General features: G+C 71.5%; 12 protein-coding genes. 9 read left to right on the top strand and 3 right to left on the bottom strand.

The genetic code is table 11. The features are described from left to right. Window positions 1-90 precede the first annotated feature (90 nt). Window positions 91-1,722 (bottom strand): RecQ family ATP-dependent DNA helicase, encoded by a 1,632-nt coding sequence (locus tag ACGH48_RS17145; protein WP_396289487.1) that lies wholly within the window; start codon window positions 1,720-1,722, stop codon window positions 91-93. 178 nt (window positions 1,723-1,900) lie between these two features. Here ACGH48_RS17145 and sucC point away from each other — a divergent pair, with 178 nt between their 5' ends. The 8 genes from sucC to ACGH48_RS17105 all read left to right on the top strand — a co-directional run bounded on the left by sucC (window position 1,901) and on the right by ACGH48_RS17105 (window position 13,075). Beyond that, complete coding sequence (sucC, locus tag ACGH48_RS17140) at window positions 1,901-3,070, top strand: ADP-forming succinate--CoA ligase subunit beta (RefSeq protein WP_396289486.1); 1,170 nt, start codon at window positions 1,901-1,903, stop codon at window positions 3,068-3,070. Between the two features lie 11 nt (window positions 3,071-3,081). After that, a complete protein-coding gene (gene sucD / locus ACGH48_RS17135; RefSeq protein WP_123311858.1) occupies window positions 3,082-3,969 on the top strand; it encodes a succinate--CoA ligase subunit alpha in 888 nt (295 codons plus the stop codon). Between the two features lie 104 nt (window positions 3,970-4,073). Continuing rightward, on the top strand, window positions 4,074-6,059 hold the full coding sequence (locus tag ACGH48_RS17130; protein ID WP_396289484.1) for a DUF6350 family protein: 1,986 nt from the start codon (window positions 4,074-4,076) through the stop codon (window positions 6,057-6,059). A gap of 41 nt (window positions 6,060-6,100) precedes the next feature. Continuing rightward, window positions 6,101-6,694 (top strand): phosphoribosylglycinamide formyltransferase, encoded by a 594-nt coding sequence (gene purN, locus ACGH48_RS17125; protein ID WP_111085342.1) that lies wholly within the window; start codon window positions 6,101-6,103, stop codon window positions 6,692-6,694. Further along, window positions 6,691-8,325 (top strand): bifunctional phosphoribosylaminoimidazolecarboxamide formyltransferase/IMP cyclohydrolase, encoded by a 1,635-nt coding sequence (gene purH / locus ACGH48_RS17120; protein WP_396289482.1) that lies wholly within the window; start codon window positions 6,691-6,693, stop codon window positions 8,323-8,325. Before purN ends, purH begins: the two co-directional genes overlap by 4 nt. A gap of 577 nt (window positions 8,326-8,902) precedes the next feature. Continuing rightward, the gene (locus ACGH48_RS17115) at window positions 8,903-10,711 is read left to right on the top strand and encodes an ABC transporter ATP-binding protein (protein ID WP_340197729.1); all 1,809 of its coding nucleotides are present in this window, start codon (window positions 8,903-8,905) and stop codon (window positions 10,709-10,711) included. A gap of 92 nt (window positions 10,712-10,803) precedes the next feature. Then, on the top strand, window positions 10,804-12,612 hold the full coding sequence (locus ACGH48_RS17110) for an ABC transporter ATP-binding protein (RefSeq protein WP_123312225.1): 1,809 nt from the start codon (window positions 10,804-10,806) through the stop codon (window positions 12,610-12,612). A gap of 37 nt (window positions 12,613-12,649) precedes the next feature. Next, window positions 12,650-13,075, top strand: a complete 426-nt coding sequence (locus ACGH48_RS17105) for a DUF805 domain-containing protein (RefSeq protein ID WP_123311866.1) — start codon at window positions 12,650-12,652, stop codon at window positions 13,073-13,075. Window positions 13,076-13,114: 39 nt separating this feature from the next. Here the strand turns inward: ACGH48_RS17105 and ACGH48_RS17100 are convergent, their stop codons facing one another. Next, complete coding sequence (locus ACGH48_RS17100; RefSeq protein ID WP_396289480.1) at window positions 13,115-13,462, bottom strand: MGMT family protein; 348 nt, start codon at window positions 13,460-13,462, stop codon at window positions 13,115-13,117. A gap of 14 nt (window positions 13,463-13,476) precedes the next feature. Further along, complete coding sequence (locus ACGH48_RS17095) at window positions 13,477-13,932, bottom strand: GNAT family N-acetyltransferase (RefSeq protein WP_123311868.1); 456 nt, start codon at window positions 13,930-13,932, stop codon at window positions 13,477-13,479. An 85-nt stretch (window positions 13,933-14,017) separates the two neighbouring features. Here ACGH48_RS17095 and ACGH48_RS17090 point away from each other — a divergent pair, with 85 nt between their 5' ends. Next, entirely contained in the window at window positions 14,018-15,265 is a 1,248-nt protein-coding gene (locus tag ACGH48_RS17090; RefSeq protein WP_396289477.1) for an ROK family protein, read from the top strand. Window positions 15,266-15,301 lie beyond the last annotated feature (36 nt).

The raw sequence follows: 15,301 nt of genomic DNA, 5'->3' as shown, positions 1-15,301 counted from the left end.
GCAGCATCGCCCGTGCTCGGGGGAGTGGAGCGCGGTCGCCGACGGGTGGTCGAGCGACCGCGCCTTCCCCCGCCGGTCAGCGCAGGGGCGTCAGACGCGCTGGAGCAGGTCGCGCTCCGCGACGTCGGCGAGTCCGAGCGTGCGGTACCCGGCGGACTCGAAGAAGACGGTGATGCGGTCCTCCTCCGTGCTCATCACCACGCCGGTGCCCCACTCGGCGTGCTCGACGCGGGCATCCGGCGGCCAGACGTCGTCGTTCGCGCCGTCGGCCACGTGGGCTCCGCCGTCGAAGGCCGTCCCCGACGAACAGGTGTCGCAGTTGCCGCACGGCTCCGGGAGCTCGTCGCCGAAGTAGCCGAGCAGGAACTGCCGTCGGCACCCGGTCGTCTCGGCGAGTTGGCGCATCATCGCGATGCGGGACTCCTCGACCCGTTCGCGCTCCGCCGCGCGGTCCGCCGTTGCGCGGGCCGCGTGGGCCGCGGTCGCCGGGCCGTCCGGCACCCGCGTGACCCCGTCGACGTCGTCGCGCAGGACGCCGGCGTCGAGCAGGGCGTTGAGGGCACGACCGGCGGTCCGTGACGACAGACCGGAGGCCTCCGCGAGCGCCGACCGGGCGATCGGACCGGTGGCCGGGACCGCGTCGAACACGGCGCGGACCGACGCGGGACGGGGCGAACCGGACGCGAAGAACGTGCGCAGGCCGAAGTCCTCGGCCCGGTAGTGCAGGGTCGCGCCGGCCGGCTCGGCATCCCGGCCGGCCCGCCCGATCTCCTGGTAGTACGCGTCGACCGACTCGGGCACGTCGGCGTGCACGACGAAGCGGACGTCGGGTTTGTCGATGCCCATGCCGAACGCGCTCGTGGCGACCACCACGTCGACGTCGCCGTCGAGGAACCCCGTGTGGACCGCCTCGCGCTCCGTCACCCGCATGCCGGCGTGGTACGGCCGCGCGCGACGACCGCGGGCGGCCATCGCGTCGGCGTACTCCGTCGTCGCGGCGCGGGTGGCGACGTAGACGACGGTGGCCCCGTCGAGTCCGACGACCTGGTCGACCACGGCCGCTCGCTTCTCGGCGTCCTCGGCGTGCCGGACCACCTCGAGCCGGATGCCGGGGCGGTCGAACCCCGAGGCGAGCACGAACGGGTCACGCATGCCGAGCCGTTCGACGATGTCGTCCCGCACGGGAGCGGAGCCCGTCGCGGTCAGTGCGAGCACCGGCGGCCGGCCGAGGCGTTCCACGACCTCGCCGAGCGCCAGGTAGTCCGGTCGGAAGTCGTGCCCCCAGGACGAGATGCAGTGCGCCTCGTCGACGGCGACGAGCGCGACACCGGCGTCGCGGAGTCGTTCGAGCACGTCGTCCTTCACGAGCTGTTCGGGTGCCAGGAACACGTAGCCGACCTCGCCGGCCGCGATCGCGTCCCAGGCCTCGGCGACGTCCCGGGCCTTCCTCGTGGCGTTCATCGCGACCGCGCGGGGAGCGTCCACGTGGTGCTCGAGTCCGACGACCTGGTCCTCCTGCAGCGCCACGAGGGGCGAGACGACGATGACGACGCCCTCCAGCTCGAGGCCGGCGACCTGGTAGATCGCCGACTTTCCCGATCCGGTCGGCATCACGGCGAGCGCGTCGCGCCCGTCGAGCACGGCGTCGATGACGGACTCCTGGTCGGGGCGGAGGCGCCAGCCGAAGACGTCGGCGGTGCGGGTGCGGAGTGCAGCGTTCACCGATCCACCGTGCCGGGAGCTCGCTGGGGAACGGGCCGGGATCGCGCGCACCGGACGTTCACGGTCCGGCGCTAGGCTGGCTCCCGGCCGTTGTCTCGACATCGAGCGACCCTCGATGTGGAGTGCGCGACCGGGAAACCGATGCCGATCGCACGAACCGTGCGGGAAGAAGAACAGCGTGGATCTTTTCGAGTATCAGGCCAGGGACCTCTTCGAGTCCTACGGCGTCCCCGTACTGCAGGGGATCATCGCCGACACCCCGGAAGAGGCGAGAGCGGCGGCCGAGAAGATCGGTGGCGTCGTCGTCGTCAAGGCCCAGGTGAAGGTCGGTGGGCGCGGCAAGGCCGGCGGCGTGAAGGTGGCGAAGACCCCTGACGAGGCGTTCGAGCACGCGCAGGCCATCCTCGGCCTCGACATCAAGGGCCACACCGTCGAGCGCGTCATGATCGCGCAGGGTGCGGACATCGCCGAGGAGTTCTACTTCTCCGTGCTGCTCGACCGGGCCAACCGTTCCTACCTCTCGCTCACCAGCGTCGAGGGCGGCATGGAGATCGAGCAGCTCGCGGTCGAGAAGCCCGAGGCGCTCGCCCGCGTCGAGGTCGACCCGCTCACCGGGATCGACGCGGCCGCCGGTCGCGCGATCGCCGAGCAGGCCGGGTTCCCGGCGGAGCTCGTCGACCAGGTGGCCGACGTCTTCTCGAAGCTCTACGACGTCTACGAGGGCGAGGACGCCACGCTCGTCGAGGTGAACCCCCTCGTCCGCACGGGCGACGGCCAGATCCTGGCGCTCGACGGCAAGGTCTCGCTCGACGAGAACGCCGACTTCCGCCACCCCGCGCACAAGGACCTCGAGGACTCCGCCAGCGAGGACCCGCTCGAGGCCAAGGCGAAGGCCCACGGCCTGAACTACGTCAAGCTCGACGGCCAGGTCGGTGTCATCGGCAACGGTGCGGGCCTCGTCATGTCGACGCTCGACGTCGTCGCCTACGCCGGTGAGCGCCACGGCGGCGTGAAGCCCGCGAACTTCCTCGACATCGGCGGCGGCGCCTCGGCCGAGGTCATGGCCAACGGCCTCGACGTCATCCTCGGCGACCCGCAGGTGAAGAGCGTCTTCGTGAACGTCTTCGGCGGCATCACCGCCTGCGACGCCGTCGCGAACGGCATCGTCGCCGCGCTCGGCATCCTCGGTGACGCGGCCACCAAGCCGCTCGTCGTGCGCCTGGACGGCAACAACGTGGAAGAGGGTCGTCGGATCCTGGCGGAGGCAGCGCACCCGCTCGTCACCGTCGCCGCGACCATGGACGACGCGGCCGAGCAGGCCGCCGAACTCGCCGCCGCAGCGGCCTGAAGGGACTGACCATGTCGATCTTCCTCAACAAGGACTCCAAGGTCATCGTCCAGGGCATCACCGGCGGCGAGGGCACCAAGCACACCGCACTGATGCTCAAGGCCGGCACCCAGGTCGTCGGCGGCGTCAACGCGCGCAAGGCCGGCACCACCGTCACCCACGGCGACGTGTCGCTCCCCGTCTTCGGCACCGTGCGCGAGGCCATCGACACCACCGGTGCGGACGTCTCCATCGTCTTCGTGCCGCCGGCCTTCGCCAAGGACGCCGTGCTCGAGGCCATCGACGCCGAGATCCCGCTCGTCGTCGTCATCACCGAGGGCATCCCCGTGCAGGACGCCGCCGAGTTCTGGGCGCACGCCAAGGCGAAGGGCGGCACGACCCGCATCATCGGGCCGAACTGCCCCGGCATCATCACGCCCGGTGAGTCGCTCGTCGGCATCACCCCGGCGACGATCACCGGCAAGGGTCCGATCGGCCTCGTCTCGAAGTCGGGCACCCTGACCTACCAGATGATGTACGAGCTGCGCGACCTGGGCTTCTCGACCGCCATCGGCATCGGCGGCGACCCGGTCATCGGCACGACGCACATCGACGCGCTCGCCGCGTTCGAGGCCGACCCCGAGACCGAGGCCATCGTGATGATCGGTGAGATCGGCGGCGACGCCGAGGAGCGGGCAGCCGAGTTCATCAAGGCGCACGTCACCAAGCCGGTCGTCGGCTACGTCGCGGGCTTCACCGCCCCCGAGGGCAAGACGATGGGCCACGCCGGAGCGATCGTGTCCGGTTCCGCCGGCACCGCCGAGGCGAAGAAGCAGGCGCTCGAGGCCGCCGGCGTCAAGGTCGGCAAGACGCCGTCCGAGACCGCTGCGCTGCTGCGCGAGGTCGTCGCCGCCCGCTAGCGACCACTGCCCGGCAGACGGCCGGGACGAAGCCGGGAGGCTCGGTGCGGGTTCCGCGCCGAGCCTCCCGTCGTTCCGGGGCCGGCTCACGTATCCTCGCTGCGATGAACCGCCTGGGAACCGCTCTGCTCGCCGCGATCGAGGCGGTCGTGACGGTCGGCGTCGGCATCGGGATCGCCCTGGTCCCGCTCACGCTGCTCTGGGGGTTCGAGTACGGGCTGCAGGTCGACTGGGACGTGTTCTGGAAGGCGACCGGCAGCGTCTGGCTCGTCGGCCACGGCGTCGACGTCTCGTTCCTGCTCGGGTCGGCGGTGGCGAAGAGCTCCGGGGTCAGCGGTGCCGCCGACCCCATCAACGTGACGCTCGCGGCGCTCGGCTTCGCGGTCGTGACCGCCTGGCTCGGTGCCCGTGCCGGTCGTCGGTTCGCCGAGACGGAGCACCGCACCACCGGCCTGCTGGTCGGGACGGCGGTCGTCGCGGTGCTCGGCCTCGGCGTCGCACTGTCGTCGACCTCCGCCGCCACGCAGCCGACGATCTGGCAGTCCGTGGTCCTGCCCGCCCTGTGGTTCGGGATCCCGGCGCTCATCAGCTCGGAGGTCTGCCGACGACGGCGCGACCTGCCGGCAGACCCCGCCACACAACGCGTCATCGACCTGCTCGACCGGGTGCCCGTGCTCTGGCGGACCGTCGCCGGGTTCGGGCTCCGCGCCGGGACCGCCGCGACCGCCGTCGTCGTCGCGTTCGCCGGAGTCGTCGTCGGGCTCCTCCTCTTCACCTCGTTCGCCGAGGTCATCACGCTGTACGAGCAGTCCCACGCCGGTGTGATCGGCGGGATCGCCCTCACCGTCGGGCAGCTCGCGTTCCTGCCGGACTTCGTCGGGTGGGCGACCTCGTGGCTGATCGGCCCCGGGTTCGCCATCGGCACCGGGTCGAGCGTGTCCCCGATCGCCACGACCCTCGGCCCGATCCCCGGCCTGCCGGTGTTCGGCGCACTGCCGACCTCGGGCCACACGTTCGGGCTCGTCTGGATCCTGGTGCCGGTGATCGCCGGCTTCGCGATCGGCGGCTCGATGCGCCCGCGACTCGTCCGTGCGCTGGGGAACGCCGACTCCGCACTCCACCGAGCGCTCGCCGGTGTCGCGACGGGCATCGTCGCCGGGGTCCTGACCGGGCTGATCGCCTGGGTGTCGTCCGGGTCGTTCGGCCCCGGACGGCTGGCCGACGTCGGTCCCCACGCCCTGGTCGTCGGTGGCTTCGCCGCGCTCGAGATCGGCTTGCCGGCGGTCATCGCCCTCGCGGCGGGCAGCGACCTCGTCCGCCTGCCCGACCGTGGCTGGACACGGGAGCGCTGGACCGAGGCGGACGACGACGCGGACCGCAGCGGAAGCGAGGCCGGGACGGGATCGCTGCTCGCCGCGCTCGACCAGGCCGGCGCGGGACGGACCACCGACGTGCACCGGTTCGTGGTCGAGGAGTCCCACGACGGCTCGACCGCTGCCCGCCCGCGCGCCACGGTCGACAACCCGACGGAACCGATCGCCGACGAGAGGGTCGTGCCGGCGCCCAGCGAAACGCCTCGGACACCCCCGCGCGATCCCGACCACGACGTGGAACTGCCGGCGTGGGCGAAGACCGACGCCGTCGCCTCGGAGCGCCTGGCCGACGAGGGCCCGACCGAGCCCCGCTCGTCGGGACGTGCCGCGATGGGCGCCCTGCGCGATCGACTGCACGGTGCCGCCGACGGTGTGCGCGAGCGAGCCGGTGGACTCCGTGAGCGAGCAGGTGGACTCCGCGACCGCGTGACCGGTGCCGACGCCGAGCAGCAGCGCCCCGCACCCGCTCCGGAACGGCGTGCGGCGGAGACTCCTGCGCCGACGACCGCAGCTGCCCACACCGACGCGCAGCCGGCGTTCCCGTGGAGCACCGAGGAGTTCGTCGCCGGACGGGACGACGTGGACGACGAACCGGCCGCACCCGAGGCTCCCGCCGCCGCTCCCACCCGGTCGGCCCGTCCGACGAACTGGGACGTCACCGACCAGATCCCCGACGAGGAGCTGCCCTGGTGGCGCCGTCCGAAGGACGACCACTAGCGCCGACGTCACGACGCGCGGGTCCCGGTAGGGTTGGTGCCGTGCTCGAACTGGTCGTCCTGATCTCCGGTACCGGGTCGAACCTCCGAGCCCTGCTCGAAGCGACCTTCGACGCCGAGTACCCCGCCCGTGTCGTCGCCATCGGTGCCGACCGCGACGCCGAGGGCCTCGGTCTGGGCGAGGAGTTCTCGATCCCGACCTTCACGGTGCCGTTCTCGCGCTACGAGACCCGCGCCGAGTGGGGGCAGTCCCTCGCCGAGCAGATCCGCCCGTGGTCGCCCGACCTGCTCGTGCTCTCCGGCCTCATGCGCCTGCTGCCCCCGGCCGTGGTGTCCGAGTTCGCCCCGGGCATCATCAACACCCACCCGGCGTACCTGCCCGAGTTCCCCGGCGCCCACGGCGTGCGGGACGCCCTCGCGGCCGGCGTCACGGAGACCGGTGCGAGCGTCATCGCGGTCGACGACGGCGTGGACACCGGCCCGATCCTCGCCCAGGAGCGCGTCCCCGTGCTCCCCGGCGACTCCGAGTCGACGCTGCACGACCGCATCAAGCCGGTCGAGCGCCGCCTGCTCATCCAGACCATCCTCGACATCGCCAACGGCACCACCGACCTGAAGGGCACCCCGAGCGCATGAGCGTGCACGCAGCCGACCCCAGCCTCTACCGCGACCGTGACGTGGTGCCGGTCCGCCGCGCACTCATCTCGGTGAGCGACAAGTCCGGCCTGCTCGAGCTCGCCGGCGCCCTCGCCGAGTCGGGTGTCGAGATCGTGTCGACGGGCTCCACCGCCCAGACCATCCGCGACGCGGGTTTCGCCGTCACCGACGTCTCGAGCGTCACCGGGTTCCCGGAGTCGCTCGACGGCCGGGTCAAGACCCTGCACCCGTCGGTGCACGCGGGCCTGCTCGCCGACCTGCGCCTCGAGTCGCACGAGCAGCAGCTCGCCGACCTCGGGATCGCGGCCTTCGAGCTCGTCGTCGTGAACCTGTACCCGTTCGTCGAGACCGTGGCGTCGGGTGCCGACACCGCGACCGTGGTCGAGAACGTCGACATCGGCGGTCCCGCGATGGTCCGCGCCTCGGCGAAGAACCACCCGAACGTGGCGATCGTCGTGTCGCCGGCGTCCTACGCCGAGGTCGTGGAGGCGGTCCGCGCCGGTGGTACCTCCCTCGAGCTCCGCAAGCGCCTCGCCGCCCAGGCCTTCGCGCACACCGCGGCGTACGACACGGCGGTGGCGTCCTACTTCGCCAGCGACGTCGCCGTGGCCGCCGCAGCGCCGACGACCAGCGGGGACATCGCGACGCCCGGCGCGTTCGACGAGCACCTCAGCGTCACCGCCGACCTGTCCGCCACGCTCCGCTACGGCGAGAACGCGCACCAGGCTGCCGCGCTCTACACGAGCACGGACGGCACCGGTATCGCGCAGGCGACGCAGCTGCACGGCAAGGAGATGTCGTACAACAACTACGTCGACGCCGACGCCGCTGTCCGTGCCGCGTTCGACTTCGACGAGCCCGCCGTCGCGATCATCAAGCACGCCAACCCGTGCGGCATCGCGATCGCCCCGGCCGACGCCGCCGACCCGATCGCCTCGGCCCACGCCGCCGCACACGCCTGCGACCCGCTGTCCGCCTTCGGCGGGGTCATCGCCGCGAACCGCCCGGTCACCGTGGCCATGGCGGAGACCGTGAAGGACATCTTCACCGAGGTCGTCGTCGCCCCCGGGTTCGACCCCGAGGCGCTCGAGATCCTGTCGCGCAAGAAGAACATCCGCCTGCTCACGCTGCCGGCCGACTTCGCCCTGGCCCCGCGTGAGGTCAAGCAGATCTCCGGCGGTTTCCTGGTGCAGGACGCCGACCGCTTCACGGCGTTCGACCAGTCGACCTGGACCCTGGTCGCCGGCGAGCCCGCCGACGACCAGACCCTCGCCGACCTGGCCTTCGCGTGGAAGGCGAGCCGTTCGGTCAAGTCGAACGGCATCCTGCTGGCGAACCAGGGCGCGAGCGTCGGGGTGGGCATGGGCCAGGTCAACCGGGTGGACTCGTGCCACCTGGCGGTCAACCGTGCCGGTGACCGTGCGACCGGCAGCGTCGCGGCGTCCGACGCGTTCTTCCCGTTCGCCGACGGCCTGCAGGTGCTGCTCGACGCCGGTGTGCGCGCGGTGGCCCAGCCCGGTGGCAGCGTCCGCGACGACGAGGTCATCGCCGCAGCGAAGGCCGCCGGGGTCGCCATGTACTTCACGGGCGAGCGGCACTTCTTCCACTGAGGCGAGCGTCACTTCTTCCACTGAAGTGAACAAATCGTGGCACCCTATTGCGCGCTGCGAGTCACTGTGAATAGTCTGTAAGGCTCCGCGACAGGCAGCCGACGATCCCTCGGGACCGGTGGCACCGCGGACACAACGGTGACGAAGACGACGACTGGAGTGACGATGGACAACATGACCGGAACCGTGGCGACGGCCGCCCGCGCAGGTCTCGTGTCCGTCGTGGGGACCACTCCCGCACGGCGATCCCTGATCGCACCGCGACCGCGCGTCGCGGCCGCCGTCTAGCCAGGCCGTTCCCACGGCCTCGCGGCGCCGCACGACCAGCGTCCGCGAACCACCCGCCTGAACCCGGGGGACGAGTGTCTCCCGGTGCCCTCCGGCCCGACCGACGTCACGCGAGTGACGGCGGAGGCGCGACCACGCGCCCGGCCGATGATCACCACGCAACGCCACACCGAGCCTCCAGGTCGAGGCCGCGCACGCACCGCACGCCAGCCGCACGCAAGTACGCACGCAGCAGGCGGTACCGCGCAGCGCGACCCGGGGACCCGGCAGACGCATGAGGACGCAACGCATGTCCAAGTCGCCCACCACGGCGCGCCCGTCCACCTTCCGCGCGATCGCGCGGATCTACCCCTACGTGAAGCCCTACCAGGGGCGCCTCATCGGCGGCATGGCCGCAGCGATGGGAGCCTCCCTGGTGGCGCTCGCAATCCCCTACGTCCTGCAGTGGCTCGTCGACGGTCCGCTGTCATCGAAGGACGGAGCACAGATCTGGCCCGCCGGTCTCGGTGTGCTGGCCCTCGGTGTGCTCGAGGCGTTCTTCATCGCCTCGCGCCGCCGCATGGTGATGCGCCCCTCGACGCGGATCGAAGCGAGCATGCGGAACTCGCTGTACGCGAAGCTGCAGGACCTGCCCGTCGCGTTCCACGACCGGTGGGAGTCGGGGCAGCTGCTGTCCCGTTCCGTGTCGGACCTGTCGCTGATCCGCCGCTGGCTGGCCTTCGGTGTCGTCCTGCTCGTCGTGAACGTCGTGACGATCGTCGTCGGCTTCGTCGTGCTGTTCACCTTCGGGTGGCTGCTCGGGCTGATCTTCCTGATCGCGTCGATCCCGCTGTGGATCAACGGGCTGCTGTTCGAGCGTCGGTACTCCGTCGTCGCGCGCCGCAGCCAGGACCAGGTCGGTGACCTCGCCACGAGCGTCGAGCAGTCGGTGCACGGCATCCGCGTGCTCAAGGCGTTCGGCCGCGGCGGCGCCAAGCTCGAGGAGTTCAGCGAGCAGGCCGAGGCCCTGCGTGGCACCGAGATCAAGAAGGCGAAGGCCATCGCGAGCATCTGGCTGTGGCTGTTGCTCGTGCCGGACGTCGCGTTCGCGCTGTGTCTGCTCGCCGGCATCTGGCTGGCGTCGCAGGGGCAGCTCAGCGTCGGCCAGCTGTTCGCGTTCTTCGCGACGGCGACGGTGCTGCGGTTCCCGATCGAGTCCATCGGCTTCCTGCTCTCGATGACGTTCGACACCCGCACGGCGGTCGACCGCTTCTTCGAGGTCATGGACTCCGAGAACACGATCACGGATCCAGAGCACCCGAAGACGATCACGGAGCCGCACGGTGCGCTGTCGTTCAACGGCGTGCACTTCCGGTACCAGGACTCCGCGCCGCAGTACCCGGACCTGATCAACGGCGTCGAGCTGCAGCTGCAGCCGGGCGAGACCATGGCGCTCGTCGGGCTCACGGGCTGCGGCAAGACCACGCTGCTGTCGCTGGTGCCGCGCCTGTACGACGTGACCGGCGGATCGGTGACGATCGACGGGGTCGACATCCGCGACCTCACGCGTGAAGAGCTGCGACGCCACGTCGGGGTCGCGTTCGAGGACGCCACCCTGTTCTCGACGACGGTGCGGCAGAACGTGCTGCTCGGTCGTCCGGACGTCGAGGGTGACGAGGCCGAGGCGCTCATGCGCGAGGCCCTCGACATCGCGCAGGCGTCCTTCGTGGACGACCTGCCCGACGGCGTCGACACCCGTGTCGGTGAAGAGGGCCTGTCGCTGTCCGGTGGACAGCGACAGCGTCTGGCGCTCGCCCGTGCGATCGCCGCCCGGCCGTCGGTGCTCGTGCTCGACGACCCGCTGTCGGCGCTCGACGTCGACACCGAGGCGCGGGTCGAGGCGGGCCTCCGCCGCGTCCTCGCCGAGACGACGTCGCTCATCGTGGCGCACCGTCCGTCGACGGTGACGCTGGCCGACCGGGTCGCCCTGATGGAGAACGGCGTCATCACCGCCGTCGGGACCCACCACGACCTGATGGCCACCAACGAGCACTACCGCTACGTCATCTCGTCGCTCGACGACGATGACGCCACCGCACGACAGGAGGCGATGGCATGAGCCAGCAGACCGACCAGAACCTGCCGGGAGGCGCGGCGTCCGTCCCGCAGGAAGCTCCGGACGAGCAGTCTGCCGCGCCCGTCACCGCCTCGATCACCACCCTGGGCGTGCGCGGCGAGGAGCGCGAGGACTTCACCAAGGCGGAGAGCAAGCGCCTGCGGCGTCGCTCCCTCGCCCTGCTCGGTTCCCTCGCGGCCCCGCTGAAGCTCCGCCTGGTGCTGCTCGGGATCGTCGTCGTCGTCTCCACGGCGGGCACCGTCGCGGGTCCGGCGCTCATCGCGTGGGGCATCGACAACGCCCTGCCCGCGGTGATGGACCAGAACGACTGGGTGCCGGCGTTCGGGGTCGTCGCGACGTACATCGTCGTGGCCGTCCTCGGTGCGGTGCTCACCGCCTGGTACACCGTGCTCGCCGCACGGATCAGCCAGGCGATCCTGTTCGACCTGCGCAAGCGGGTGTTCCTGCACACGCAGCGGCTGTCGCTCGAGTTCCACGAGACCTACACGTCCGGCCGGATCATCTCCCGCCAGACGAGTGACCTCGACTCGATCCGCGAGCTGCTCGACTCCGGGCTGAACCAGCTCATCCAGGGCGTGCTCTACATGGTGTTCACCGCCGTGGCCCTGGTGCTGCTCGACCCGACGTCCGGGCTCGTGCTCGCGGTGTCGCTCGTGCCGCTGTGGTTTCTGATCCGCTGGTTCCAGACGAACTCGCAGACGCTGTTCCGGGCCACCCGCGTCACCTCGGCGCGCGTGATCGTGCACTTCGTCGAGACGATGACGGGCATCCGCGCCGTGCAGGCGTTCCGCAAGGAGTCCCGCAACAAGGACGAGTACGGCGGCTTCGTCGAGGACTACCGGCTGGCGAACACGAAGGTGTTCAACCTGTTCGGGACGTTCGACCCGGTGCTCGTGCTCATCGGCAACGCCACGCTCGCGGCGGTCGTCATCGTCGGCGGCTTCCGGATCGTCGACGGGTCGCTCGAGGTCGGTGCGCTGCTCGCGGTGGCGCTGTACGCCAAGCGCTTCTTCGACCCGGCGCAGGAACTCGCGATGTTCTACAACGGGTACCAGTCGGCCTCGGCGGCGATGGAGAAGATCTCCGGCGTCCTCGAGGAACGGCCGAGTGTGCCGGACCCCGTGAAGCCGACGAAGCTGGCCGACGCCACGGGAAAGATGGACTTCGACGACGTCGTGTTCGCGTACAACGCGGGCAAGGTCGTGCTGCCGGAGTTCGACCTGCACATCCCGTCGGGGCAGACCATCGCGCTCGTCGGGTCCACCGGCGCCGGCAAGTCGACGCTCGCCAAGCTCATGGCGCGCTTCTACGACCCGTCGCAGGGCTCGGTGAAGCTCGACGGCGTGGACCTGCGCGACCTCGACACGAAGGACATGCGCCGCGCGATCGTCATGGTCACGCAGGAGGCGTACCTGTTCTCCGGCACGGTCGCGGACAACATCGCGCTCGGCAAGCCGGGGGCCTCCCGCGCCGAGATCGAGGCGTCCGCGAAGGCGGTCGGCGCGCACGAGTTCATCATGGCGCTCCCCGACGGGTACGACACCGACGTGAACAAGCGCGGCGGTCGGGTCTCGGCGGGGCAGCGACAGCTGCTCTCGTTCGCACGGGCGTTCATCGCGGACCCGAAGGTGCTCATCCTCGACGAGGCGACGGCGTCGCTCGACATCCCCTCGGAGCGGCTGGTGCAGGAGGGTCTCGAGACCCTGCTCGCCGACCGGACCGCGGTGATCATCGCGCACCGCCTGTCCACCGTCGCGATCGCCCACCGGGTGCTCGTCATGGAGCACGGCAAGATCGTCGAGGACGGCACCCCCGCCGACCTCATCGCCGGCACCGGGCGGTTCGCCCAGCTGCACGCGGCCTGGCGCGACTCGCTCGTGTAGGACGCGGCCGGGCTGCACCACGTGGTTGGCTTGCTCCATGAGCAACGACAGCGTGCAGCCCGGCGGCGTCGCCCTCCGCGACCCCTTCTACGGCGCACCCTTCACCGAGGCCGTCCGGCGGTTCTGGCGGAAGTACACCGTGTTCACCGGTCGGGCCTCGCGCGCCGAGTTCTGGTGGTGGTGGCTGACGTCGCTCGCGATCGGCCTCGTGCTGCAGCTCGTCCCGCAGGCGTTCACGCCGGACACCGCGCTGTTCGAGAACCCGGTCGGGTCCTACCTCTTCGTGCTCTGGGGCCTCGCGACCCTGATCGGCTCGCTCGCCCTCGGTGCCCGACGGCTGCACGACGCCGGCCTGTCCGGCTTCTGGCAGTTCCTGCACGTCGTGCCGGGCATCGGCTCGCTCGTCGTGTACCTGCTGTGCCTGATCCCGACCAGCCCGAAGGGCGAGCGCTTCGAGCGCTGACCGCTGCCGGGCTGTCGGCCGACCTGCGCGGGCCGGCCGTCAGAACGGGTCGTCCGCGTCCGTGGACGGCGACCAGCGCGCGCGACGCATGTCGAGCCTCCAGGCCGCCGTCCCCTGCACGAGCGGCGTGCCCTCGGCGCGGTAGTGCTGGAGCGCACGGACCTCGTGGTGCAGCGGCGGGTGCCCACCCGCGCGCACCACGCGCCACCACGGCAGGTCTGCGCCCTCGTGGGCCATCACCTTGCCGACCGCACGGGACGCGCGGGAACCGAGCGCCGCGGCGACGTCGCCGTACGTCATGACGTGACCCGGCGGGATCATCCGGACGACCTCGGCCACCGCTGCCCCGAAGTCGGGCTCCGGCGTGGGGATGTCCCTGTCGACCACGTCGTTGGTGAGTACTACAGCGTCAGGACCGCGAAGTGGTCGCCGTACTGGGTCTCGCGGACGACCTCGAAGCCCACGGCGCGGAAGAACGCCTCGGGGCTGTCGTCGCCACCGGGCTCGTAGACGACCGTCAGGCGTTCCTGCCCACGGCTGCGGGCCTCGTCCGCAAGGCCGTGCACGGCGAAGCGGCCGACGCCGCGACCCTGCGCGGAGCCGGCGACGTTGACCCGCCAGATGGCGCTGCGCAGCTCTTCCTGCGCATTGTCGGCGTCGAACGAACCGATGATGAGGCCCAGGACCTCGTCGCCGTCGAGGACCACCCGGGTCCACGCGGAACTCGGCTTGACGTCGGACTCGGCGACCCCGTAGGTGGTCGGCTGCACGAACTGTTCCTGACCCGGCTTGAGCGTCAGGGAGTTCGCCGCGGCAGCGGTCTTCGCGGAGAGTGGTTCGAGACGCAGGTCGGCCATGCCGCCAGGGTAACGGTGCGACCCGTGCGGGGGCCAGCGCGGACCGGAGACCGAGACCGCACCGTTGCCGCGGTATGGTCGCGGAATGGCAGAACATCGGCGTGGGGCGAACCTCCCGTCGATCGGCGGGTTCAACCGCACGGTCGTGCTCGATGCCGTCCGACGCTCGCCGGACGGCCTGAGCCGCGTCGAACTCGCCTCGCGCACCGGCCTGAGCGCGCAGACCGTGTCGAACGTCACCCGGTTCCTGATCGAGGCCGGCATGATCGTCGAGTCCGGCACCGTCGTCGCCGGTCGGGGCAAGCCGCGTACCATCCTGCGGCTCGAACCGGGCAGCCGCTACGCCGTCGGTGTGCACGTCGACCCGGCCGTGGTCACCTACGTGCTGCTCGACCTCGCCGGCACGGTCGTCGCGGCGTCCACGACCTCGACCCCGACCGCCGACGACCCGTCCGAGGTCGTCCGCACCATCGGTTCCGCCGTCGACGGCCTGATCGCCGACGCGGGCGTGGACGTCGACGGGGTGCTCGGCGTCGGGATCGCCAGCCCCGGCCCCATCGACGTCGACGCCGGCATCGTGGTCGACCCGCCGTTCCTGCCCCGGTGGCGGGACGTGCCACTGCGTGACGCGCTCGCTGAGGCCACGGGCCACCCGGTGCTGCTCGAGAAGGACGTCACGGCCGCAGCGGTCGGCGAGATGTTCCTGGCGGGGGAGTCCTCGGCCCGGAACTTCGCGTTCGTGTACTTCGGCACCGGCTTCGGCGTCGGGCTCGTCGTCGACCACGAACCCGTGCGCGGGGTCGGGTCGAACGCCGGGGACGCCGGGCACATCATGGTCGACCAGCGGTCGCTCGCCGGCACCCCGGACGGGTCCGGCACCCGGGGCGAGGTCGGCGCCGCCGTGGCGCCGGACCGGCTGGTGCGGATCGCGCGGGAGCGGGGTGTGGCGTTGACCGCCGGGTCCGAGGGATCGCTCGACGCGGTGGACCGGGCCTGGGACGAACTCGCCGAGGCCATCGACGCCGGGGACGAGGCCGCCGTCGCGCTCGCCGCCGAGGCCGGCACCGTGATGGGCGACGCCGCGGTCGTCATCGTGAACCTGCTCGACATCGACCGGGTCGTCTTCGGCGGACCGTTCTGGTCGCGCATCGCGAGTGCGGCGTTGCCGGCCGCCCGCGCCGCGATCGTCGGGTCGCCGTTGCTCGTCCCGAAGCACCCCGTCGACGTGGTCGAGAGCGACCGCGGTGCCGACGTCGCCGCGGTGGGTGCCGCGTGCCTGGTGCTCGACGCAGCGTTGTCCCCGCGGGCGAGCGGGCTGCTCATCCGTCGCTGACCACGGTCGAGGACCGCCGCCACCTCCCGCTCCGCT

The sequence above is a fragment of the Curtobacterium pomorum genome, from assembly GCF_044497295.1.
GTDB lineage: Bacteria > Actinomycetota > Actinomycetes > Actinomycetales > Microbacteriaceae > Curtobacterium.
This window is presented reverse-complemented; position numbering and strand designations above follow the sequence as displayed.

Coding starts and splice junctions, on each gene's coding strand:
- sucD (WP_123311858.1), top strand. CDS start 3,082: ATGTCGATCTTCCTCAACAAGGACTCCAAGGTCATCGTCCAGGGCATC.
- ACGH48_RS17130 (WP_396289484.1), top strand. CDS start 4,074: ATGAACCGCCTGGGAACCGCTCTGCTCGCCGCGATCGAGGCGGTCGTG.
- purH (WP_396289482.1), top strand. CDS start 6,691: ATGAGCGTGCACGCAGCCGACCCCAGCCTCTACCGCGACCGTGACGTG.
- ACGH48_RS17115 (WP_340197729.1), top strand. CDS start 8,903: ATGTCCAAGTCGCCCACCACGGCGCGCCCGTCCACCTTCCGCGCGATC.
- ACGH48_RS17105 (WP_123311866.1), top strand. CDS start 12,650: ATGAGCAACGACAGCGTGCAGCCCGGCGGCGTCGCCCTCCGCGACCCC.
- ACGH48_RS17095 (WP_123311868.1), bottom strand. CDS start 13,932: ATGGCCGACCTGCGTCTCGAACCACTCTCCGCGAAGACCGCTGCCGCG.
- ACGH48_RS17090 (WP_396289477.1), top strand. CDS start 14,018: ATGGCAGAACATCGGCGTGGGGCGAACCTCCCGTCGATCGGCGGGTTC.